We start from the raw sequence: 22,766 nt of genomic DNA, 5'->3' as shown, positions 1-22,766 counted from the left end.
GTTGGTGAATGAAGGATTGAGAGGCCAAGCCATATCTTCCAAGCTGTCGTCCCGGCGAACGCCGGGACCCATAACCACAGGATCAAGTGGCTAGAGCAAGCTGGTGGCCCCAGCTCGCGCAACAATCGGAAGCGGTGGTTATGGGTCCCGGCTCAAGGCCGGGACGACAGCGGTGAATGCGTTACGATCTTCGCGCGGCTTCCAGCGCTTGCGGGGTGTCGATATCTAGAAACGCGCTCTGGCCGTCGACGGGAACTTCGGCGACCGCCTCGGCGTGCTTGGCGATCAGGTGACGGGCGCCGACATCGCCCTCGAGCGTCATCAATTCCTTGAAGAAGCGGCGCGACCACAGCACAGGATTGCCGCGGCGGCCGTCGCTGACGGGCACCGCGATCAGGTGGCCGCGATCCGGCGCGAAGGCTTCGATGAGCTGATCGATCAGCTTGGCGTCGATCAGCGGCATGTCGCCGAGGCAGACAATCGCGCCGTCGGCGCTGTCCGGCACCGCCGCGATGCCGGCCTTCACCGAGGACGCGAGGCCACCGGCGAAATCCGGGTTGCGAACGAATTTTACGTTGAGCCCCGCCAGCGCCTGTTCGACCAGTTCGGCCTGGTGGCCGGTGACGACGATCACCTCGTTCGCCTTCGACGCCAAGGCCTGCTCGGCGACGATCCGCACCAGCTTCTTGCCGTCGATTTCGGCGAGCAGCTTGTTCGGGCCGCCCATCCGCGTCGAGCGGCCGGCGGCAAGCACGATAGCGGTGACGTTGCGGTTGGCCTCGGCGCCGATGTTGGTGCGCGGCTGCGGCCGTGTCACGATTTCCATCAACAGGCCGCCGACGCCCATGCCGGTGAGCTCGGCGCGGGTGACCTTGAGCCCGGCGAGCAGCCTCATCAACACCCAGTCAAAGCCGTTCTCCACCGGCGAGCGCGCGCAACCCGGCGCGCCCAGCACCGGCACGTCGCCGGCGCTGCCGATCAGCAGCAAATTGCCGGGATCGACCGGCATGCCGAAATGCTCGATCCGCCCACCGATCTCGGTGATCGCGGCTGGGATCACGTCGCGGCGGTCGGCGATCGCGGAAGCGCCGAACACGATCACGAGCTCGGCGCCGAGGCCGAGCAGTTCCTTGATCGAGGCGGCTAGCGCCTCCTCATCGTGCGGCACGCGCCGTTCGGCAATGATGGTGGCGCCGGCCGGGGCCAGCCGCTCCGCGGTGACGCGCAACGTCTTGTCGATGACTTTCGCCGCAAGTCCCGGCAACAGCGTCGAGACCACGCCGACGCGCTTGATCACGTAAGGCGCGATCCGCAGCGTGTCCTTGCCCGCGACCGCGACGGCGGCGTCGCGCAGCCTGCCCTCGACGCCGAACGGGATCAGCTTGACGGTCGCAATCATCTCGCCTTCGACCACCGGCTTGAAGGCTGATAGCGTCGCAAAGGTGATGGCTTCATCGACGCCGTTGATGCGATCGACCGCGGCGCGGTCCACGACCAGAACGCCGGCCTGCGCCGCGAACAGATTGGCACGGCCGGTGAAGGCGCGCTCGACGGTGACGCCCTCGCCGGCCACGGCCTGGGCAATGCTGGCGGCAGCTTCGTCTTCGGAGACGTCGCCCTCCTCCAATCGCACCACGACGATTTCTTTGACGCCGGCCTTGTTGAGCGCATCGACCTCGGCAGGGCCAATCGTGGTGCCCTTCTTGAGCACCAGCGGTCCCTGCCGCAGCGTGTGCACGGTGACGCCGCCAATCGCGTCGGCCGGACTGGCGGGACCGAACTTCATGCCGCCTGTACCTTTGCGGTTTGCGTTTCGCCTTCCTTGGGCAGCCGCAGCTCGGCGGTGATCTCGGCCATGATCGCGACCGCGATCTCCGACGGCGATACTGCGCCGATGGAAAGGCCGATCGGCGCATGGATGCGCGCGATGTCGGCGTCCGACGCGCCCTGCGCCTTCAGCCGCTCCGCGCGCTTGGCGTGGGTCTTTCGCGAGCCGAGCGCACCGATATAGAAGCAGTCGCGTTCGAAGGCGTGCAGCAACGCTGGATCGTCGATCTTGGGATCATGCGTCAAGGCAACGAAGGCGGTGTAGTGATCGATGTTGAGCGGCGGCAGCGCCACGTCGGGCCATTCGGCGATCAGCGGCACGTCCGGAAAGCGCTCGGGGCTGGCAAAGGCCGTGCGCGGATCCACGACCGTCACGTCGTAATCGAGCGAGCGCGCCAGCGGCGCCAGCGCCTGGCTGATATGGACCGCGCCGACGATGACGAGCCGTGCCGTCGGCGCGTAGACATTCAGAAAGAGTTTCTTGCCGCCGCTCTCGATCATGGCGCTCTTGCCCATGCGGAGCTGTCTTGAAAGTTCGGCGCCGAGCGGATCGGTAGCGATATCCCTGGCCTTCACCAGCCGCTGATCGCCATTGGCAACGTCAGTGACCACGATGACCGGCCGGCGCGCGGCGCGCTCGGCATTGACTTGCTTGAGTGTTTCCAACTTCACGATTGGCCCACCTTCTCGACGAAGACGCAGATGGTGCCGCCGCAGGATAGCCCGACATTCCAGGCGGTCTCGTCGGCAACGCCAAATTCGAGCATTTTGGGCTTGCCGCTGGCGATCACGTCGAGCGCCTCGGTGACGACAGCGCCCTCGACGCAGCCACCGGAGACGGAGCCCAAGAACGTCCCGTCATCATTGATCACGAGGCTGGAGCCGGCCGGCCGCGGCGCCGAGCCCCAAGTTTCGACCACGGTCGCGAGCGCCACGCCATGGCCGGCCTTCTGCCAGTTCTCGGCGGCCTGCAGAATGTCTTCGTCGCGGTTGAGCATATGGGGCCCTCCTTCAAGCTGCCGAGCGGATGCGGCTCATGTGGTGCGGCGGGGGCGGCGCCGAAAGCGCCTCGATCAGCCCTTCCATTGACGTCAAGTTATGCACCGGGCGGAATTCGTCAACGTGGGGCAGCATCATTTTGATACCCTGCGCCTTGGCCTCGAAGCCGCTGTACCGCAACAGCGGATTGAGCCAGATCAGGCGGCGGCAGGAGCGGTGTAGCCGGTCCATCTCGAAGGCGAGCTTGGCGTCGGCCTCGCGCTCCAGCCCGTCCGAGATCAGCAGCACGATGGCGCCCTGGCTCAGCACGCGGCGGGCCCACAATTTATTGAAAGAGTGCAGCGAGGTCGCGATCCTGGTGCCGCCGGCCCAGTCCTCGACCGAGGACGAGCAGCTCGCCAAGGCTTCGTCGGGATCCTTCGCCCGCAGCGCGCGCGTCACGTTGCTGAGCCGCGTGCCGAACAGAAACACGGAGACGCGCTTGCGGGCGTCGGTGATGGCGTGGAGGAAATGCAGGAACAGGCGGGTATATTCGCTCATCGAACCGGATATATCGAGCAGCGCCACGATCGGCGCCGGCTTCTCGATCCGGCCGAGCTTCCTGATGTCGATGATCTCGCCGCCGGTGCGAAGGCTGCTGCGCAGGGTGCGGCGCATGTCGAGCCGCAGCCCCTTGGCATCGGGCTGGTAGCGGCGGGTGCGCAGCTCGGCTTGCGGCAGCTTCATATTGGCGATCGCGCGGGTGACTTCGGCGATCTCGGCCGCGCTCATCTGCGCAAAATCCTTCTTCTGCAGGATCTCCTTGTCTGAGACCGACAGCCGCAGTTCCTGCTGCTCGGCCTCTTGCGTTTCTTCGCGCATCGAGGGCTGCGCCATCGCCTCCTGCACGCGGCGGGAGGCCGGCGGCGGCTTCTTCTTGGCGTGGTCCGGCAGCGGCACCGAATCCAGCATGTGCTTCCAGTCTTCGGCGGCGCGGAAGAACAGGTCGAAGGCCTGGGCAAAGATCAGCGCGTGCTCGTGGCGCTTGACGAAGATCGCTTCCAGCGTGGTGTAGACGTCCGCCCGGTGGCCGATCTCGATCAGCTGCAGCGCGTCGAGTGCGTCGATGACGGCGCCGGGGCCGAGGGGAATCCCGGCTGCGCGCAGCGCGCGGGCGAAGCCGACGACATTGTCGGCCATGTGGCCGGTGGGCGGGTTGAGATGATCGATAGGCATTTGCGCTATCCACTTCCGTCATTCCGGGGCACGCGAAGCGTGAACCCGGAATCTCTCGCGCTACAATTTCGGGATTCCGGGTTCACACTGCGTGCGCCCCGGAATGACGACAGCTACGTCTCGCTTGTCGCTTCCTTCACAACCTTCTGCAGCGGGTCGCCCTGCATCCGCGCGATGTCATCCTGGTATTTGAGCAGCGCGCCCAGGGTGTCGCCGACCAGTTGTGGCGTCAGCGAGCGGGCGTCGAGTTCGGTCAGCGCGGTGGCCCAGTCGATGGTCTCGGCGACGCCCGGCGACTTGTAGAAGTCCTGATTGCGCAGCGCCTGCACGAAGTGGACGACCTGCTGCGACAGTTTTGCGGAAATGCCTGGTACCCGCGACTTGACGATCGCCAGCTCGCGCTCGGTCTCGGGATAATCCACCCAGTGATAGAGACAGCGGCGCTTCAGCGCGTCGTGGATCTCGCGGGTGCGGTTCGAGGTGATGATGACGATCGGCGGCTGCGGCGCCTTGATGGTGCCGAACTCGGGGATCGTGACCTGGAAGTCACTGAGGATTTCGAGGAGATACGCCTCGAACGCCTCGTCGGCACGGTCGAGTTCGTCGATCAAGAGCACCGGCGCACCGGCGACGTCAGGCTCCAGCGCCTGCAGCAACGGGCGCTTGATCAGAAAACGCTCGGCAAAGATATCCGAGGACAGTTGCTCGCGATCGGTGTCGCCGGCGGCTTCCGCCAGCCGGATCGCGATCATCTGCGCGGCGCTGCTCCACTCGTAGACGGCGGAGGCGACGTCGAGGCCCTCATAGCATTGCAGGCGGATCAGCTTGCGCCCAAGCGCGGCCGACAGGACCTTTGCGATTTCGGTCTTGCCGACGCCCGCCTCGCCTTCGAGAAACAGCGGCCGGCCCATGCGCAGCGACAGATAGGCCACCGTCGCCAGCGACCGCTCGGCGAAATAGCCGCGCGCGTTCAGGAGTTCGAGCATTCCATCGACGGATTTGGGCAGCGCCGATGTACTCATGGGATAGCCAATCTTGATGGGCCGGAATTCGGCAAATCTACTTCGCCGTCGCCGCTTCGACCGCGCGTCGCGTCAACACGCCGATCAGGTGCGCGCGGTATTCGGCGCTGCCGTGCAGGTCGCTGTTGAGCCCTTCGGGCGAGGCCGTAATGCCGTCCAGCACTTTGTGCGAGAAGCGCTTCTTCAAGGCCTCCTCGAACGCGGTGGCACGGAACACACCTTCCGAGCCCGCGCCGGTCACCGCCACCCGCACGTCCGACGGCCGCTTGGCGACGAACACGCCGACCAACGCATAACGGGATGCTTGGTTGCGGAATTTGACGTAGGCCGCCTTCTTCGGCAGCGGGAACATCACCTTGGTGATGATCTCGTCGCTCTCAAGCGCGGTCGAGAACAGGCCCTGGAAGAACTCTTCCGCCTTGAGGCGGCGCTTGTTGGTGACGATGGTGGCGCCGAGCGCGAGCACGGCAGCGGGGTAATCCGCGGTCGGGTCGTTGTTGGCGAGCGAGCCACCGATCGTGCCCTTGTGGCGCACCGCAGGATCGCCGATTCCGCCCGCGAGTTCGGCGAGCGCCGGGATCGCTTCGCGCACGGTCGCCGAGTTGGCGACGTCAGCATGCGTGGCTGTCGCGCCGATCACCAGCGAACGGCCCTTCATCTCGATGGCGTTTAAGCCTTCGATATGGGAGAGATCGATCAGATGCGGCGGGCTGGCGAGGCGCTGCTTCATGACCGGCACCAGCGTGTGGCCACCGGCGATCACCTTGGCGTCCTCGTTCTTCACCAGGAGATTGGCGGCCTGCCGCACGGTCGCCGGACGATGATATTTGAATTCGTACATGAGAACTTCCTGATCGCGGGTCGCGATGAAAATCGACTAAGCGAACTTTGCGGTTAAGCGGATTTGGCCATCGCCTTGGCGCCGGCGGCGATCGAGGTGACGATGTTCTGATAACCGGTGCACCGGCACAGATTGCCTTCAAGCTCTTCGCGAATGACCTCGTCGGAGAGATCGTGGCCCTTGCGATTGACCAGATCGACGGCGGTCATGATCATGCCCGGGGTGCAGAAGCCACACTGCAAACCATGATGCTCGCGGAAGGCTTCCTGCATCGGGTGCAGCGGCGCGCCGTCGGCAGCCAGTCCCTCGATGGTGCGGACCTCGTGGCCGTCGGCCATCACCGCGAGCGTGGTGCAGGACTTCACCGCCTTGCCATCGAGATGCACGACGCAGGCGCCACACTGCGAGGTGTCGCAGCCGACATGGGTGCCCGTCAGGCGGAGATTTTCCCGCAGAAACTGGACCAGCAGGGTGCGGGGATCGATATTGGCGTTTACGGCATTACCGTTCACGATCAAGGAAATCTTGGCCATCAGCACTCTCTTAGCTGCACTGCCGCATATCGGCGGCGCAGGCGTTTATAGTCATTCCAAAGGTCATAATATGGGCCCTCCCGATAATGAGCAACCTCAGGAGCCCCTCGCCTGGGGCATGGCCTGAGTGACTTGACGGGCCGGATCGGCGGGGCCGGCGCGACGGGAATCAGCCTTGGCCAGGTCGATATCAGCCTTGCACGGCCTTGCCGAAATTGGCGAAGAATTCGTCAGCCAGCTTCTTGGCCGCGCCGTTGATCAGGCGCTGTCCGAGCTGGGCGAGCTTGCCACCGATCTGCGCCTCGACATTGTAGCTGAGCAGCGTGCCGCCATCCTTTTCGGTCAGCGCGACCGTGGCGCCCCCTTTGGCAAAGCCGGCGACACCGCCCTCGCCTTCGCCCGTGATCTTGTAGCCGTTGGGCGGGTCGAGATCGCTCAGCATGACCTTGCCCCTGAAGCGGGCGGAGACCGGCCCGACCTTCATCTTGGCGACGGCGCGGAAGCCGTGCTCGTCGGTCTTTTCCAGCTCCTCGCAGCCGGGAATGCAGGCCTTCAAGACTTCCGGATCGTTCAGCTTGGCCCACACGGCCTCGCGCGACGCCGCCAGCTGGACTTCGCCGTTCATCGTCATGGCCATGGGACTGCCCTCCTGGATCACTCTAACCTGGTCTCTCCAAGTAAAGCACGCCCGCGGCAAAAGGAAGGGCGATAAAGCAATTCAAATTCGCACCTGCAACACGTGCAAAGGCGACAAGGGCATTGGCATGGATAGGCCGGGATGGTTAGGTCGCACAGATGAGCACGTCCCTATCCCCTTTGTTTGCCCCGATGCTGTCAAGCGCCGCGATGCGCGCGGTATGCAATGATACCGCATGCCTGCAGAACATGCTGGATTTCGAGGCCGCGCTCGCGCGCGCTGAGGCCGCGGCCGGAGTGATTCCGGCCAGCGCGGCGATGCCGATCACGAATGCGTGCAAGGCCGAATCATTCGAACTCGCCGCGCTGGCCGAGGCGGCAACCAAATCCGGCAATCTGGCGATCCCCCTCGTCAAGGCGCTGACGTCTGATGTCGCCAAGGCGCATGCCGACGCGGCGCGCTATGTGCATTGGGGCGCGACCAGCCAGGACGTGATCGACACCGGCGCCATGCTCGGCCTTCGCGCCGGTATCGATGTGCTGCTCGCCGACATCGATCACGCGATCGCAGGCTTTGCCGGGCTGGCGCGCGGGCACCGCGATACCCCGGTGGTCGCCCGCACCTGGCTGCAGCATGCGCTGCCGATGCCGTTCGGATTGAAGCTCGCCGAATATGCCGCAGCGCTGCACCGCTCGAAGCTGCGGCTCAAGCGGTTGCGCAGCGAGACGCTGGCGCTGCAGTTCGGCGGCGCCGCCGGCACACTCGCCGCGCTCGGCGACAAGGGACTGCAAGTCGCGCAAAGGCTGGCCGAAGAGCTGAAGCTGCCCTTGCCCGACGCGCCCTGGCACACCCACCGCGACCGTATCGCGGAGGCGGCGTCGGTATTCGCAATTCTTGCCGGCACCTGCGGCAAGATCGCGCGCGACATTTCGCTGATGATGCAGACCGATGTCGGTGAGGCCTTTGAGCCGTCGGGCGAAGGCCGCGGCGGCTCCTCGACCATGCCGCACAAGCGCAACCCCGTCGCGGCCGCCAGCGCGCTCGCCGCAGCCACCATGGCGCCGAATCTCGCGGCCACCATCCTTGCCGCACAAGTGCAGGAGCATGAGCGCAGCGCTGGTCCGTGGCACGCGGAATGGCCGACGCTGCCGACGCTGATGCTCGTCACCTCGGGCGCGCTCGCCGCAATCGTCGACATCGCGGAGGGGCTGGAAGTCGACGCCGCGCGCATGCGCCAGAATCTCGACGCGACCCATGGGCTGATCATGGCGGAAGCGGTGGCGATGCGGCTCGCTGAAAAGATCGGCAAGAGCGATGCGCATCATCTGGTGGAGACGGCGAGCAAGCAGGCGGTCAAGGACAAGAAGCATCTGCGCGACGTGCTGTGCGCGGATGCCAAGGTCATCGCCGAGCTCGGCAACGAGGAAATCGCAAAACTGTTCGAGCCGATGGCCTATCAGGGCGCTTCGCAAGCGCTGATCGACCGTTTGCTTGCTTCACTGGACAACGGTTGATGTCATTGCCGGGCTTGACCCGGCAATCCATCCATCCTGAAATGACTCTTTCTTGGATGGATGCGCGGATCAAGTCCGCGCATGACAGTGGAGGTTTTGGAACATGCCGATGATCAACGCCGACGGGTGCCTGCTCAACGTATCCGTCGAAGGCCGCGACGGCGGACCGACGCTGATGCTGTCGAATTCGCTGGGCTCCACCATGCAGATGTGGGAGCCGCAGATGAAAGCGCTGACGCAAGTGTTCCGCGTCATCCGCTACGACCGGCGCGGCCACGGCAAGTCGAGCGTGCCGCCCGGCCCCTACTCGCTGGAACGCTTCGGCCGCGACGTGCTGGCGATCCTCGACGATCTCAACATTGCGAAAGCGCATTGGTGCGGACTGTCGATGGGCGGCATGGTCGGGCAATGGCTCGGGGCCAACGCGCCCGACAGGTTTGGCAAAATCATCCTGGCCAACACCACCTGCTATTACCCGGATCCGACGCGCTGGAACGACCGCATCAAGGCGGTGAAGGAAGGCGGCATCGCCGCGGTGGCCGATGCCGTGCTGGCGGGTTGGCTAACCGCCGATTTTCGCGAGCGGCAGCCGCAGGTCGCCGCCAACATGAAGGCGATGATGCTGACGACGCCAGTCGAGGGTTACATCGCCTGCTGCGAGGCGCTGTCGACGCTCGACCAGCGCGAGCTGTTGCCCAAGATCAAGAGCCCGACGCTCGTCATCGCCGGACGTCACGACATGTCGACCACGATCGCGGACGGAGAATTCATGCGCAGCCGGATTCCCGGCGCGAGCATGACCATCCTCGACGCCGCGCATATTTCCAATGTCGAGCAGCCGCACGCCTTCACCGAGGCGGTGATCGGTTTTCTGACGCAACGCTGACAACCAAGGACGTCATTGCGAGGAGCGCAAGCGACGAAGCAATCCATTCTATCCCGAGTGGCGATATGGATTGCTTCGCTTCGCTCGCAATGACGGGAGGAGACACTGATGGACGACAACAAGCGCCGCGACGACGGCATGGCTCAGCGCCGCAAGGTGCTCGGCAATGAATGGGTCGACAAGTCGATCAAGAATCGCAACGCGTTCAACACCGATTTTCAGGACCTGATCACCCGTTACGCCTGGGGTGACATCTGGACCCGGCCGCATTTCGACCACCGCACCCGCCGCGTGCTCGTGATCGGCACCATGGTGGCGCTGGGACAGTGGGATGAATTCCGCCTGCATGTCCGCGCGGCGCTGGCGGAAGGCGGCTTCACGCCTGATGACATCAAGGAAATCCTGCTGCAGCAGGCGATCTATTGCGGCGTGCCGGCGGCCAACCATGCAGTCAAGGAAGCGAATGCGATCATCGCGGAACTCGGTCTGATGAAGGGGTAGCTGGGCCACGCGCGTGTCCCGGACGCGGCGCGGCATGAAATGACGCGACGCAGAGCCGGGACCCAGGTGGCCGCATCGGGGTGCCTGTATGGGGGTCCCGGCTCTGCGTCGCACCGCCAAGCGGCGCTGCGCCGCGTCCGGGACACGAAGCGTGCACAAAAGAAAAGTCCCGCCCTTTCGACGGGACCTCTTAAGTCTCTATCCGACCAGTCCGGCTAGCGGTCCTGGCTCGGGTTTTGTCCCTGACGGCCTGGATCCTGCTGCTGCTGGCCCGGCTTCTGGCCGCCGCCTTGCTGCTGCTGACCAGGCTTCTGACCCGGATTCTGGTTCTGCTGACCCGGGTTCTGGTTCATCTTGTTCATCGAGGGACCTCCGTTGTTTAGACGCAGTCGGACTTAACGAAGCCCCGCCGGGATGGTTGCGACGGAACAGCGGTTCCGCTTGCGATGATCGCAAGGCAAAGGCGTGGCCGGACCGTGGCACTGGAACCACTGTCGCAAACTAGCTCTGTACAAGCCGATTAAGCCGCACCTGGCGCTGTTGCCGCCCCCGGTTCCCACCTGTTAGAAAAACGACACGACGCGTCGTCATGGGCTGCCGGAGCTCTCGCCGCGTCCTCAAACAAAAAACGGCAGCGCATGGATTATTTCGCTCAGCAACTGATCAATGGCCTTGTGCTCGGCTCGATCTACGGCCTGATCGCCATCGGCTATACGATGGTCTACGGCATCGTCGGCATGATCAATTTCGCCCATGGCGATATTTTCATGATAGGCGGTTTCATCGCCCTGATCACCTTCCTGATCCTGGTCTCGTTCGGGCTCACCGCCATCCCGCTGATCCTGCTGGTCGTGCTGCTGGTGTCGATGGCGATCACTGCGCTCTATGGCTGGACGGTGGAGCGCATCGCCTACCGGCCGCTGCGGCATTCCTTCCGCCTCGCGCCGATGCTCTCCGCGATCGGTATGTCGTTCGTACTGACAAATTATTCCCAGGTAGCACAGGGTGCGCGCGTCAAGCCGGTGCCGCCGATCATCACCGGCGGCTACACGCTACATGAGGGCGCCGAAGGCTTCATCGTGCAGCTTTCCAACATCCAGATCATCGTCGTCGTCACCACCGTGGTGCTGCTCGCGCTGTTCACCTGGCTGGTATCGAGCACGCGGCTCGGCCGCGACATGCGCGCCTGCGAGCAGGACCAGACCATGGCGGCGCTGCTCGGCGTCGACGTCGACCGCACGATTTCCATGACCTTCGTGATCGGGGCGGCGCTCGCCGCGGTGGCCGGCATGATGTACCTGCTCTATTACGGGCTGGTCGACTTCTTCATGGGCTTCGTCGCCGGCATCAAGGCGTTTACCGCCGCTGTCCTCGGCGGCATCGGCTCCCTGCCCGGCGCGATGCTGGGCGGTCTTCTGATCGGGCTGATCGAGACGCTGTGGTCGGCCTATTTCTCCGTCGAATACAAGGACGTTGCGGCGTTCTCGATTTTGATCGTGGTCTTGATCTTCCTTCCGACCGGTCTGCTCGGCCGGCCCGAAGTCGAAAAAGTCTGACGGGCTGCCGCGTGACCGCGACCCCCGCCGCCCAAACCTCGCGCACCCCTGGCGCCGCTTTCATCCTCAAGAAATCGTTGATCAGCGCGCTGGTCGCGCTGGTACTCTTCTCGCTGATGATCGGCATTCGCACCGAAGCCGGTCCCGACGGACAACTGACCTACTGGACGCGTTTTGGCGACCTCGCCGTCATGGTGGCGGCCGTGTTCGGCGGCAGCATCCTTATCGAATTGCTGCGGCAATGGTGGGGCCCGGTCGATGCCGGCAAGGTGATGCCGGCACCGGTGCAAAACGCGCTGTCGCTCGCCGGGCGGCTGCTGCCCCCGGCCCTGTTGGTGTTCACGTTCCTGGTGCCGGTACTGTTCTACGACGAGCGCTACATTCTCGACCTCGCCATCCTCGTGCTCACCTATGTGATGCTCGGATGGGGACTGAACGTGGTGGTGGGCCTCGCCGGCCTGCTCGACCTCGGCTATGTCGCGTTCTACGCGGTCGGCGCCTACTCCTACGCGCTGCTTGCCACCAATTTCGGGCTGTCGTTCTGGATCTGCCTGCCGCTCGCCGGCATTCTAGCGGCGTTCTGGGGTGTGCTGCTCGGCTTTCCCGTACTGCGGCTGCGCGGCGACTATCTCGCTATCGTGACGCTCGCTTTCGGCGAGATCATCCGCCTTGTCCTGATCAACTGGCAGACGCTGACAGGCGGACCGAACGGGGTCACCGGCATTCCCCGCCCGACGCTGTTCGGCATTCCCCTTACGCCTGCCGACGACGGGCTGGCGGCGCTGCTCGGCATCGAATTTTCGCCGACCCATCGCATTGTATTTTTGTTTTACATCATCCTGGCGCTGGCGCTGCTCACCAACTGGGTCACGATCCGCCTGCGCCGCCTGCCCATCGGCCGCGCCTGGGAGGCGTTGCGCGAAGACGAGGTTGCCTGCCGCGCACTTGGCATCAACACTACCACGACCAAGCTCACGGCATTTGCGACGGGGGCGATGTTCGGTGGTTTAGCCGGCGCGTTCTTCGCGACCAGGCAAGGCTTCATTAGCCCGGAGTCCTTCACCTTCCATGAATCGGCGCTGGTGCTGGCGATCGTGGTGCTGGGCGGCATGGGCTCGCAGCTCGGCGTGGCGCTGGCCGCGCTCACCATGATCGGCGGCTTCGAGCTGTTCCGCGGGCTCGACCAGTACCGCATGCTGGTGTTCGGCATGGCGATGGTGCTGCTCATGATCTGGCGGCCGCGCGGCCTGGTCGGCCATCGCGCACCAACCGTGTTCCTCGCGCGCAAAGAGGCGATCTCGTCCGACCTCGTGAAGGAGGGCCACGGATGAGCGGCGCTCCCATCCTCACCGTCGATCGGCTGGCGATGCGCTTCGGCGGCATCGTCGCCGTCAACGACCTCTCCTTCGACGCCGAGCGGCGCAAGATTACCGCGCTGATCGGGCCGAATGGCGCCGGAAAGACCACGGTCTTCAACTGCATTACCGGCTTCTACAAGCCGACCTCGGGCGCCATCTGCCTGACGCATGATGACGGCAAAGCCGTCCAGCTCGAACGGCTGAACGATTTCCGGATTGCCAAATTGGCCCGGGTCGCGCGCACCTTCCAGAACATCCGCCTGTTTCCCGGCATGACGGCGCTGGAGAATTTGATGGTGGCGCAGCACAATGCGCTGATGCGCGCCTCTGGCTTGACGTTCCTTGGACTGATCGGCGCGCCGTCTTGGCGCAACGCCGAACAGGCCGCAATCGATCTGTCGCGGACCTGGCTCGACCGTATCGGTCTCTTGGATCGCGCCGACGATGCCGCCGGCAATTTGCCCTATGGCGACCAGCGGCGCCTGGAGATCGCGCGCGCGATGTGCACCCAGCCCGCGCTACTCTGCCTGGACGAGCCGGCCGCCGGCCTGAACGCGCGCGAGAGCGCGGCCTTGAGCGAACTGTTGCTTTCGATCCGCGCCGACCATGGCACTTCGATCCTCCTGATCGAGCACGACATGAGCGTGGTGATGGAAATCTCCGACCATGTCGTGGTGATGGACCACGGGTTGAAGATTGCCGAGGGCACGCCAAGAGAGATCCGCGACGATCCCAAGGTGATCGCCGCCTATCTCGGCAGCGACGAGGAGGAAGCGATCGCGGTGATGGAGAGCGGCACGTGAGCGTGTCACGCGATAAACCGACCTCCCCCTGCAAGGGGGAGGTCGACCGCGAAGCGGGCGGGTGGGGGTCACGCTTTTCCCGCACGAAAGCTGTGACCGCGCGCGCACGAAATCTCCGCGCAAACATGACCGACGCAGAAACAAAGTTATGGCTTGCGTTGCGCCGCGCCCAGCTCAATGGCTTTTCTTTCAGGAAGCAGCACCCGGTCGGACCGTTCATAGTCGATTTTTATTGTCCACCGCTCCGCCTGGCCGTCGAAGTGGACGGCGGACAGCACGCCGAACAAATGAAGGAAGCCGACGATCGCCGAACGCAGTGGCTTGCCGAGAGGGGTGTCACCGTTGTCCGCTACTGGAACAATGATGTTCTGTTGAATCTCGAGGGCGTGCTCAGCGACCTGCTCGCGCATACCGAGAGGCTCGCGCAAGCGGCGGCTACCCCCACCCCAACCCTCCCCCTTTCAGGGGGAGGGAGAACCGAGACGTTTGCGCCCGGCGGCAAGGGGGACGAGTCATGACCCAGCCCCTGCTCGCGATCCGCTCGCTGCGCGCGGCCTACGGCAAGATCGAGGCGCTGAAGGGTGTCGACCTCGACATCAATGCCGGGGAAATTGTCGCCCTGATCGGGGCCAACGGCGCCGGCAAGTCGACGCTGATGATGACGATCTTCGGCCGGCCGCGCGCCCGCGCCGGCCGCATCGAGTTCGATGGCCGTGACATCACCGGCGTGCCTACGCATGAGATTGCGCGGCTGCGCATCGCGCAGTCGCCCGAGGGGCGCCGCATCTTCCCGCGCATGAGCGTGGCGGAAAACCTGCAGATGGGCGCTGATGCGACCGACAGCAGCGAGGCCGATCGCGCGAGCGGCCTGGAACGCGTCTTCGCGTTGTTCCCGCGGCTCAAGGAACGCATGACCCAGCGTGGCGGCACGCTGTCCGGCGGCGAGCAGCAGATGCTGGCGATCGGCCGAGCCCTGATGAGCCGGCCGCGCCTTCTGATGCTGGACGAGCCTTCGCTCGGGCTCGCCCCGCTGATCGCGCGGCAGATTTTCGATGCGATCAGAACGCTGAACCGGCAGGACGGCCTCACCGTCCTGATCGTCGAACAGAACGCCAACCATGCGCTGAAACTGGCCCATCGCGGCTATGTCATGGTCAACGGCCTGATCACCTTGTCAGGAACCGGCAGCGAATTGCTGCAGCGCCCGGAGATCCGCGCCGCCTATCTGGAAGGCGGCCGGCGGGAGTAGCGCGCCCACCTCCCCGGAACGTGCTGCGGCAAGATGCGGCGAACGGACTATGGGTTTGCCCGAAATTTGCCGATGACTTCGCGGTAAAATCAGCCGACAATGGGCGTGATTTTCGTACCCGGCCTGCCCGGGTATTTCCCGAAATCGACTGACCTGCGAGGATCTCTCATGAAATCACTGAAACTCATCGGCCTGGCATTGGGCGCATCGTTGGCGCTGTCGACCACCGCGCTGGCGCAGGACATCTCCATCGCAGTGGTGGGCCCGATGACGGGCGGCGAATCCGCATTCGGCCGGCAGATGAAGAACGGCGCCGAACAATTCGTGGCCGATATCAACGCCGCCGGCGGCGTGCTCGGCAAGAAGCTCGCGCTGCAGATCGGCGACGATGCCTGCGATCCCAAGCAGGCACGCTCGGTCGCGGAAAAGTTCGCCAGCGCCAAGATCCCGTTCGTTGCCGGCCACTTCTGCTCGTCGTCGTCGATCCCGGCGTCGGAAGCCTATGCCGACGGCAACGTGCTGCAGATCACACCGGCCTCGACCAACCCGCTATTCACCGAGCGCAAGCTGTGGAACGTGGCGCGCGTCTGCGGCCGTGACGATCAGCAGGGCCTCGTTGCCGCCGATTACATCGTCAAGAACTACAAGGGCAAGAACATCGCCATCCTCAACGACAAGACCACTTACGGCAAGGGTCTCGCCGACGAAACCAAGAAGGCGCTCAACAAGGCCGGCGTCACCGAAAAGATGTTCGAGTCCTACAACAAGGGCGACAAGGACTTTAACGCGATCGTGTCGCGCCTGAAGCGCGACAGTATCGATCTAGTCTTTGTCGGCGGCTATCATCAAGAATCCGGCCTCATTCTGCGCCAGATGCGCGACCAGGGCCTCAAGACGGTGTTGATGGCGGGCGACGCGCTGAACGACAAGGAGTTCGCCTCGATCGCCGGTCCGGCCGCGGAGGGCACGCTGTTCACCTTCGGCCCCGATCCGCGCAACAAGGCGACCGCAAAGGCGATCGTCGAGAAGTTCAAGGGCAAGAACATCGATCCCGAAGGCTACACCCTCTACACCTACGCCGCGATGCAGGTCTGGACGCAGGCGGTGGCGAAGGCAAAGACCACCGAGCCGAAGAAGGTCATGGAGACCATCAAGGCCGGCGAATGGGACACCGTGCTGGGCAAGCTGGGCTTCGATGCCAAGGGTGACATCAAGGTGATCGACTACGTCGTTTACAAGTGGGACGCCAAGGGCAACTACGCCGAAATCCATCCGAAGGGCTCCTAACCACTGGCTGATCCGAACGTCAAACGCCCCGGCGCGCCGGGGCGTTTTCATTTTCGGGTTCCAGATAATTTTACGATCACGGGAACTATTGGGTTCCCGCCGCATTAGCAACGCGGGCTGAGTTCCATGTCATTGATTTCACGACCTTAACCGTTATTCCGGCTTGATCTGCCAACGGGGCAGCGGTTCTATCCGTGAAATCCCATCTCAGCCATGGGACTCGCGCGACTGGCCAAGGAAACACCATGAGTGATTTTTCCCCTGGAGCATCACCCTCCACTCGCCGCGCCAAACCCAAGCCAACCACCGCCAACGGGCAGTCGGATTCACTGCAGGACCTGTTGCACGCGCTGCAGGCAATGCGCGCGGGCGATTTCTCGGTGCGCATGACCGGCGATCACATCGGCATCGAGGGCAAGATCGCCGACACCTTCAACGAAATCGTCGCCGCCAACCAGCGTATGGCGCAGCAGTTGGAACGCGTCGGGCAGGTCGTCGGCCGCGAGGGCAAGACGCGCCAGCGCGTCAAATTCGACCTATCGAGCGGCTCCTGGGCGGACATGGAAGGCTCCGTCAACACGCTGATCGATGACCTGCTTTGGCCGACACGCGAAGTCACGCGCGCCGTCGCCGCCGTGGCTCAAGGCGATCTGCTGCAAACCGTGCAGCTCGATGTCGATGGCCGCCCACTTGGCGGCGAATTCTTGCAGTCCGCCAACATCGTCAACACGATGATCAAGCAGCTCGGCGTGTTCACCTCGGAAGTGACGCGCGTGGCGCGCGAGGTCGGCACCGAGGGCAAGCTCGGCGGCCAGGCCCAGGTGCCGGAAGTGACCGGCGTCTGGAAGGACCTGACCGAGAGCGTCAACTCGATGGCCAACAATCTCACTGGCCAGGTGCGCAACATCGCCGAGGTTACCATCGCGGTGGCCAATGGCGACCTGTCGAAAAAGATCACGGTCGACGTCCGCGGCGAGATCCTGCAGCTCAAGGAAGCCATCAACACGATGGTGGACCAGCTCCGCTCCTTCGCCTCCGAAGTGACACGCGTCGCCCGCGAAGTCGGCACCGACGGCAAGCTCGGCGGCCAGGCGATCGTGCCAGGCGTCGCCGGCACCTGGAAGGACCTGACCGATTCCGTCAACGCGATGTGCGGCAACCTCACCGCTCAAGTGCGTAACATCGCCAACGTCACCACCGCGGTCGCCCGCGGCGACCTGTCGCGCAAGATCACGGTCGACGTGCGCGGCGAAATTCTCGAGCTGAAGGACACCATCAACACGATGGTCGACCAGCTCAACGCCTTTGCCTCGGAAGTCACCCGCGTGGCGCGCGAAGTCGGCACCGAAGGCAAGCTCGGCGGCCAGGCCCAGGTCCCCGGCGTCGCCGGCACCTGGAAGGACCTCACCGACAACGTCAACTTCATGGCTTCCAACCTGACGGCGCAGGTCCGCAACATCGCCGACGTCGCCACCGCGATCGCGGGCGGCGACCTCTCCAAGAAGATCACCGTGAACGTGTCGGGTGAAATCCTTCAATTGAAGGAAACGCTCAACACGATGGTCGACCAGCTCAACGCCTTTGCCGGCGAAGTGACGCGCGTGGCGCGCGAAGTCGGCACCGAAGGACGGCTCGGCGGTCAGGCTAACGTGCTCGGCGTCGCCGGCACCTGGAAGGACCTGACCGAAAGCGTCAACTCGATGGCCTCCAACCTGACGGCGCAGGTCCGCAATATCGCCGAGGTGACGACCGCGGTCGCTAATGGCGACCTGTCCAAGAAGATCACGGTGGACGTGCGCGGCGAAATTCTCGAGCTGAAGGACACCATCAATACGATGGTGGACCAGCTCAACGCCTTCGCCGGCGAAGTGACGCGCGTTGCCCGCGAGGTCGGCACCGAAGGCAAGCTCGGCGGCCAGGCCAACGTGCGCGGCGTCGCCGGCACCTGGAAGGACCTCACCGACAACGTCAATTCGATGGCCGGCAACCTTACCGCCCAGGTCCGCAACATCGCGGAAGTCGCAACTGCGGTCGCCAAGGGCGACCTGTCGAAGAAGATCACGGTGAACGTATCTGGCGAAATCCTTCAGTTGAAGGAAACGCTTAACACGATGGTCGACCAGCTCAACGCGTTCGCTGGAGAAGTGACGCGCGTGGCGCGCGAGGTCGGCACCGACGGCAAGCTCGGCGGCCAAGCCGAAGTGCCCGGCGTCGCCGGCACCTGGAAGGATCTGACCGACTCCGTGAACTCGATGGCGGGCAATCTCACCGCCCAGGTCCGCAACATCGCCGAAGTCGCAACCGCGATCGCCGGCGGCGACCTGTCGCGCAAAATCACAGTCGACGTGCGCGGCGAAATCCTGCAGCTCAAGGAAACGCTGAACACGATGGTCGACCAGCTCAACCGCTTCGCGGGCGAAGTGACCCGCGTGGCGCGCGAGGTCGGCACCGAAGGGCGATTGGGCGGACAGGCCAACGTGCCCGGCGTCGCCGGCACCTGGAAGGACCTCACCGACAACGTCAACTCGATGGCCGGCAACTTGACCGGCCAGGTCCGCAACATCGCCGAAGTGACGACGGCGGTGGCGAAGGGCGACCTCTCGAAGAAGATCACCGTCGACGTCAAGGGCGAAATTCTCGAGCTGAAGAACACCGTCAACACGATGGTCGACCAGCTCAACGCGTTCGCTTCCGAAGTCACCCGCGTCGCGCGTGAGGTCGGCACCGAAGGCAAGCTCGGCGGCCAGGCCCAGGTGCCTGAAGTCGCCGGCACCTGGAAGGACCTCACCGACAACGTCAACTTCATGGCCTCGAACCTGACCGCGCAGGTCCGCAACATCGCCGAGGTCGCGACCGCCATCGCGGGCGGCGACCTCTCCAAGAAGATCACGGTGGACGTCCGCGGCGAAATCCTGCTGCTGAAAGACACCCTCAACACGATGGTCGAGCAGCTACGCTCCTTCGCAGCCGAAGTGACGCGCGTGGCGCGCGAGGTCGGCACCGAGGGTCGGCTCGGCGGCCAGGCGGTGGTGCCCGGCGTCGGCGGCACCTGGAAGGACCTCACCGACAACGTCAACCTGCTGGCGGCCAATCTCACCACGCAGGTCCGCAACATCGCCGAAGTCACTACGGCCGTGGCGCGCGGCGACCTGTCGCGCAAGATCACGGTCGACGTGAAGGGCGAAATCCTCGAACTGAAGAACACCATCAACACGATGGTCGACCAGCTCAACGCCTTCGCCGGCGAAGTGACGCGCGTGGCGCGCGAAGTCGGCACCGAGGGCAAGCTGGGCGGCCAGGCGCAGGTGCCCGGCGTCGCCGGCACCTGGAAGGACCTGACCGACACCGTCAACTTCATGGCGGCCAACCTGACCGAGCAGGTGCGCGGCATCGTCAAGGTCGTGACCGCCGTTGCCAACGGCGATCTGAAACAGAACCTGACGGTGAAATCGAAGGGCGAAGTCGCCGCCCTTGCCGACACCATCAACAACATGACCGAAACGCTCGCCACCTTCGCCGACCAGGTCACCAGCGTGGCGCGCGAAGTCGGCGTCGAGGGACGGCTCGGCGGCCAGGCCAACGTGCCCGGCGCCGCCGGCACCTGGAAGGACCTCACCGGCAACGTCAACCTGCTCGCCGCCAACCTGACCTCGCAGGTGCGCGCGATCGCCGAAGTCGCGACCGCCGTGACCAAGGGCGACCTGACCCGCTCGATCCAGGTCGATGCCCGCGGCGAAGTCGCCGAACTCAAGGACAACATCAACACGATGATCGGTAACCTTCGTCTGACGACGCAGGTCAATACCGAGCAAGACTGGCTGAAGACCAACCTTGCCAGATTCACCAACATGCTGCAGGGCCTGCGCGATCTCTCCACCGTCGGCCGATTGCTGCTGACCGAGCTGGCGCCGCTGGTCAATGCGCATATGGGCGTGATCTATCAAGTAGAGAGCAACGCCGAGAACGCGCAGTTGCGCCTGCTGTCCTCCTACGCCGGCGACGGCGCCAATCCGCATCCGCAGATCGTGCAATTCGGCGAAGGATTGGTCGGCCAGTGCGCGATGGACAAGCGTCAGCGGCTGGTGTCTGACATCCCTGATGATACCGCGCCGATCAATTCGGGGCTGTTGCGCGTGATTCCGAAGAACATCGTCGTGCTGCCAGTGCTGTTCGAGAATCAGGTCAAGGCCGTGATCGAGCTTTCCTCGATCGGCTCATTCACCACCTCGCAAATGACCTTCCTCGAGCAATTGACCGACAGCATCGGCATCGTGCTCAACTCCATCGAGGCCACGATGCAAACCGAGGGCCTCCTGAAGCAGTCGCAACAGCTCGCCGGCGAATTGCAGACGCAGCAGAAGGAATTGCAGCAGACCAACGAGCAGCTCGAACAGAAGGCCCAGCAGCTCGCCGAACGCAACGTCGAGGTGGAAAGAAAGAACCAGGAAATCGAGCAGGCGCGGCGCGCGCTCGAGGAAAAGGCGACGGAACTTGCACTCACTTCGAAGTACAAATCGGAATTCCTCGCCAATATGTCGCACGAGCTGCGCACGCCGCTCAACAGCATCCTGATCCTTGGCCAGCAACTCACCGAGAATCCGGACGGCAACCTGACGCCGAGGCAGGTCGAGTTCGCGCGCACCATTCATGGCGCAGGCACCGACCTGCTCAACCTGATCAGCGACATCCTCGACCTGTCGAAGATCGAATCCGGCACCGTCACAGTCGATGCCGAGGAGATCCTGACCGCCAATCTTTTGGAGACCGTCGGGCGGCCGTTCAAGCATGAGGCCGAGAACCGTCATCTCTCGTTCAACATCAACGTCGATGAGAGCCTGCCCCGCAGCATGGTGACCGACTCCAAGCGCCTGCAGCAGGTCCTCAAGAACCTCTTGTCGAACGCCTTCAAGTTCACCGCGGAAGGCGGCGTGAAGCTGAACGTTTCGGCAGCCGTCGGCGGCTGGAGCGCCGAACACCCGATCCTCAACCACGCGCCCGCCGTCGTCGCCTTCGAGGTCACCGACACCGGCATCGGCATCCCCCTGGAAAAACAGAAGCTGATCTTCGAGGCATTCCAGCAGGCAGACGCCGGCACCAGCCGCAAATACGGCGGCACCGGCCTTGGCCTTGCCATCAGCCGCGAACTCGCAAGCCTGCTTGGCGGCGAAATCCATCTGCGCAGCGCGCCCGGCAAGGGCAGCACCTTCGTGCTTTATCTGCCGCTGAAATATTCAGGGCCTACCATTGCGCCGCGCATCCCTGCCTCGTCGCCCTTCGCCGCCACACCGGCGCTGCAGGTCGCCTCGACGCAGGAGCGCACCATCGAACAACTGCCGGACGACCGCCTCAACCTCGCGCCGGGCGATACGATTCTGCTGATCGTCGAGGACGATCCGCATTATGCGCGGGTGCTGATCGATCTGGCGCGCGACAAAGGCTTCAAGGTCCTGGTCGCCAGCCGCGGCACTGAAGCGCTCGAGCTTGCCAAGCAGTTCCAGCCGACCGCGGTGTCGCTCGACGTGTTCCTGCCTGACATGCTGGGCTGGACCGTGCTGAGCCAGCTCAAGCACAATCCGCTGACGCGGCACATTCCCGTGCAGATCATCACGCTGGACGAAGATCGCCAGCATGCGCTGGCGCGCGGCGCATTCTCCTTCGTCAACAAACCAACGACGACGGAAGGCGTCAGCGAAGCGCTGTCGCAGATCAAGGAGTATGCCAAGCCGCGCCGCAAGCGCCTCTTGATCGTGGAAGACAACGCCGCCGAGCAGATGAGCATCACCGAATTGCTCGGCCATGACGACATCGAGATCCTCACCGCCGACACCGGCGCGGATGCGTTGTCGACGCTGCGGAACCAGCCGTGCGACTGCGTGGTGCTGGACCTGCGGCTGCCTGACATGAGCGGCTTTGAAGTGCTCGACCGGCTGCGCAACGACGAAGCGCTGTCGAACGTGCCGGTCGTGGTGTTCACGGGCCGGGAACTATCGGCCGAAGAAGACGCGGAACTTCACACGATGGCGAGGAGCATCGTGGTGAAAGGCGTCGAATCGCCGGAACGCCTGCTCGACGAAACGTCTCTGTTTTTGCACCGTGTGATCACGGAATTGCCGGTCGAGAAGCAGAGAATGCTCGAAAAGCTTAACAGTTCCGATGAAGACCTTGTTGGCAAGACCGCGCTTCTGGTTGATGATGACGCCCGCAATATCTTCGCGCTATCGAGTGTACTCGAACGGCGCGGCATGAAGGTGCTGACTGCGACGACGGGCCACGAGGCCATCGCGCTGGCCGAATCTAATCCGAATATCGCAATCGTGCTGATGGATATCATGATGCCGCAAATGGACGGATATCAGACCATTGGCGTTATCCGGCAAAACCCGTCCTTCAACCGCCTGCCGATCATCGCGCTGACCGCCAAGGCGATGAAGGGCGACCGCGAGAAATGCCTTGAGGCCGGTGCTTCGGACTATCTCGCCAAACCCGTCAATACCGAGCAGTTGCTGCTCGCGATCCGAATGTGGTTACACCGCTGACG

General features: G+C 64.0%; 19 protein-coding genes. 10 read left to right on the top strand and 9 right to left on the bottom strand.

Annotated elements, in window-relative coordinates; genetic code table 11:
• Positions 1-181 precede the first annotated feature (181 nt).
• The 8 genes from J6524_RS30155 to J6524_RS30120 all read right to left on the bottom strand — a co-directional run bounded on the left by J6524_RS30155 (position 182) and on the right by J6524_RS30120 (position 7,074).
• Entirely contained in the window at positions 182-1,786 is a 1,605-nt protein-coding gene (locus J6524_RS30155) for an NTP transferase domain-containing protein (RefSeq protein ID WP_225677461.1), read from the bottom strand.
• Positions 1,783-2,499, bottom strand: coding sequence for an XdhC family protein (locus J6524_RS30150; RefSeq protein ID WP_225677460.1), 717 nt, complete (start codon positions 2,497-2,499; stop codon positions 1,783-1,785). Before J6524_RS30150 ends, J6524_RS30155 begins: the two co-directional genes overlap by 4 nt.
• Entirely contained in the window at positions 2,496-2,825 is a 330-nt protein-coding gene (locus J6524_RS30145) for an XdhC family protein (protein WP_225677459.1), read from the bottom strand. Before J6524_RS30145 ends, J6524_RS30150 begins: the two co-directional genes overlap by 4 nt.
• Before the next feature lie 13 nt (positions 2,826-2,838).
• Positions 2,839-4,041, bottom strand: a complete 1,203-nt coding sequence (locus J6524_RS30140; RefSeq protein WP_225677457.1) for a vWA domain-containing protein — start codon at positions 4,039-4,041, stop codon at positions 2,839-2,841.
• A 113-nt stretch (positions 4,042-4,154) separates the two neighbouring features.
• Positions 4,155-5,063: an AAA family ATPase gene (locus tag J6524_RS30135; protein ID WP_225677455.1), complete on the bottom strand. Its 909-nt coding sequence runs from the start codon at positions 5,061-5,063 to the stop codon at positions 4,155-4,157.
• Between the two features lie 37 nt (positions 5,064-5,100).
• Positions 5,101-5,904 carry an FAD binding domain-containing protein gene (locus tag J6524_RS30130; RefSeq protein ID WP_225677453.1) on the bottom strand — a complete coding sequence of 268 codons (804 nt, stop codon included), beginning with the start codon at positions 5,902-5,904 and terminating at the stop codon, positions 5,101-5,103.
• A gap of 53 nt (positions 5,905-5,957) precedes the next feature.
• On the bottom strand, positions 5,958-6,437 hold the full coding sequence (locus J6524_RS30125; protein WP_225677451.1) for a (2Fe-2S)-binding protein: 480 nt from the start codon (positions 6,435-6,437) through the stop codon (positions 5,958-5,960).
• Positions 6,438-6,627: 190 nt separating this feature from the next.
• Positions 6,628-7,074, bottom strand: coding sequence for an SRPBCC family protein (locus J6524_RS30120; protein WP_225677449.1), 447 nt, complete (start codon positions 7,072-7,074; stop codon positions 6,628-6,630).
• Between the two features lie 158 nt (positions 7,075-7,232).
• Here J6524_RS30120 and J6524_RS30115 point away from each other — a divergent pair, with 158 nt between their 5' ends.
• From J6524_RS30115 to J6524_RS30105, 3 genes are all read left to right on the top strand, one after another.
• Positions 7,233-8,588 carry a 3-carboxy-cis,cis-muconate cycloisomerase gene (locus tag J6524_RS30115; protein WP_225677448.1) on the top strand — a complete coding sequence of 452 codons (1,356 nt, stop codon included), beginning with the start codon at positions 7,233-7,235 and terminating at the stop codon, positions 8,586-8,588.
• Positions 8,589-8,691: 103 nt separating this feature from the next.
• On the top strand, positions 8,692-9,474 hold the full coding sequence (pcaD, locus tag J6524_RS30110; protein ID WP_225677446.1) for a 3-oxoadipate enol-lactonase: 783 nt from the start codon (positions 8,692-8,694) through the stop codon (positions 9,472-9,474).
• Positions 9,475-9,582: 108 nt separating this feature from the next.
• The gene (locus J6524_RS30105; RefSeq protein ID WP_225677444.1) at positions 9,583-9,975 is read left to right on the top strand and encodes a carboxymuconolactone decarboxylase family protein; all 393 of its coding nucleotides are present in this window, start codon (positions 9,583-9,585) and stop codon (positions 9,973-9,975) included.
• Between the two features lie 215 nt (positions 9,976-10,190).
• On the opposite strand, the gene J6524_RS30100 is transcribed toward J6524_RS30105, so the two are convergent.
• Complete coding sequence (locus tag J6524_RS30100) at positions 10,191-10,337, bottom strand: hypothetical protein (protein WP_199805515.1); 147 nt, start codon at positions 10,335-10,337, stop codon at positions 10,191-10,193.
• 276 nt (positions 10,338-10,613) lie between these two features.
• On the opposite strand from J6524_RS30100, the gene J6524_RS30095 reads away from it, so the two are divergent.
• The 7 genes from J6524_RS30095 to J6524_RS30065 all read left to right on the top strand — a co-directional run bounded on the left by J6524_RS30095 (position 10,614) and on the right by J6524_RS30065 (position 22,764).
• Entirely contained in the window at positions 10,614-11,531 is a 918-nt protein-coding gene (locus tag J6524_RS30095; RefSeq protein ID WP_225677442.1) for an ABC transporter permease subunit, read from the top strand.
• An 11-nt stretch (positions 11,532-11,542) separates the two neighbouring features.
• Entirely contained in the window at positions 11,543-12,862 is a 1,320-nt protein-coding gene (gene livM, locus J6524_RS30090) for a high-affinity branched-chain amino acid ABC transporter permease LivM (protein ID WP_312002507.1), read from the top strand.
• Complete coding sequence (locus J6524_RS30085) at positions 12,859-13,692, top strand: ABC transporter ATP-binding protein (protein ID WP_225677440.1); 834 nt, start codon at positions 12,859-12,861, stop codon at positions 13,690-13,692. Before livM ends, J6524_RS30085 begins: the two co-directional genes overlap by 4 nt.
• Before the next feature lie 125 nt (positions 13,693-13,817).
• Positions 13,818-14,210, top strand: coding sequence for an endonuclease domain-containing protein (locus J6524_RS30080; protein WP_249789680.1), 393 nt, complete (start codon positions 13,818-13,820; stop codon positions 14,208-14,210).
• Complete coding sequence (locus J6524_RS30075) at positions 14,207-14,941, top strand: ABC transporter ATP-binding protein (RefSeq protein WP_225677438.1); 735 nt, start codon at positions 14,207-14,209, stop codon at positions 14,939-14,941. The genes J6524_RS30080 and J6524_RS30075 overlap by 4 nt, the downstream gene beginning before the upstream one ends.
• A 168-nt stretch (positions 14,942-15,109) precedes the next feature.
• The gene (locus J6524_RS30070; RefSeq protein ID WP_225677436.1) at positions 15,110-16,228 is read left to right on the top strand and encodes a branched-chain amino acid ABC transporter substrate-binding protein; all 1,119 of its coding nucleotides are present in this window, start codon (positions 15,110-15,112) and stop codon (positions 16,226-16,228) included.
• Between the two features lie 245 nt (positions 16,229-16,473).
• On the top strand, positions 16,474-22,764 hold the full coding sequence (locus J6524_RS30065; protein WP_225677434.1) for a HAMP domain-containing protein: 6,291 nt from the start codon (positions 16,474-16,476) through the stop codon (positions 22,762-22,764).
• Positions 22,765-22,766 lie beyond the last annotated feature (2 nt).

This window comes from Bradyrhizobium hereditatis (assembly GCF_020329435.1).
Classification (GTDB): Bacteria; Pseudomonadota; Alphaproteobacteria; order Rhizobiales; family Xanthobacteraceae; genus Bradyrhizobium; species Bradyrhizobium hereditatis.
Note: the sequence above shows the minus strand (reverse complement) of the source record. Positions and strands in the feature narration are given on the sequence as shown.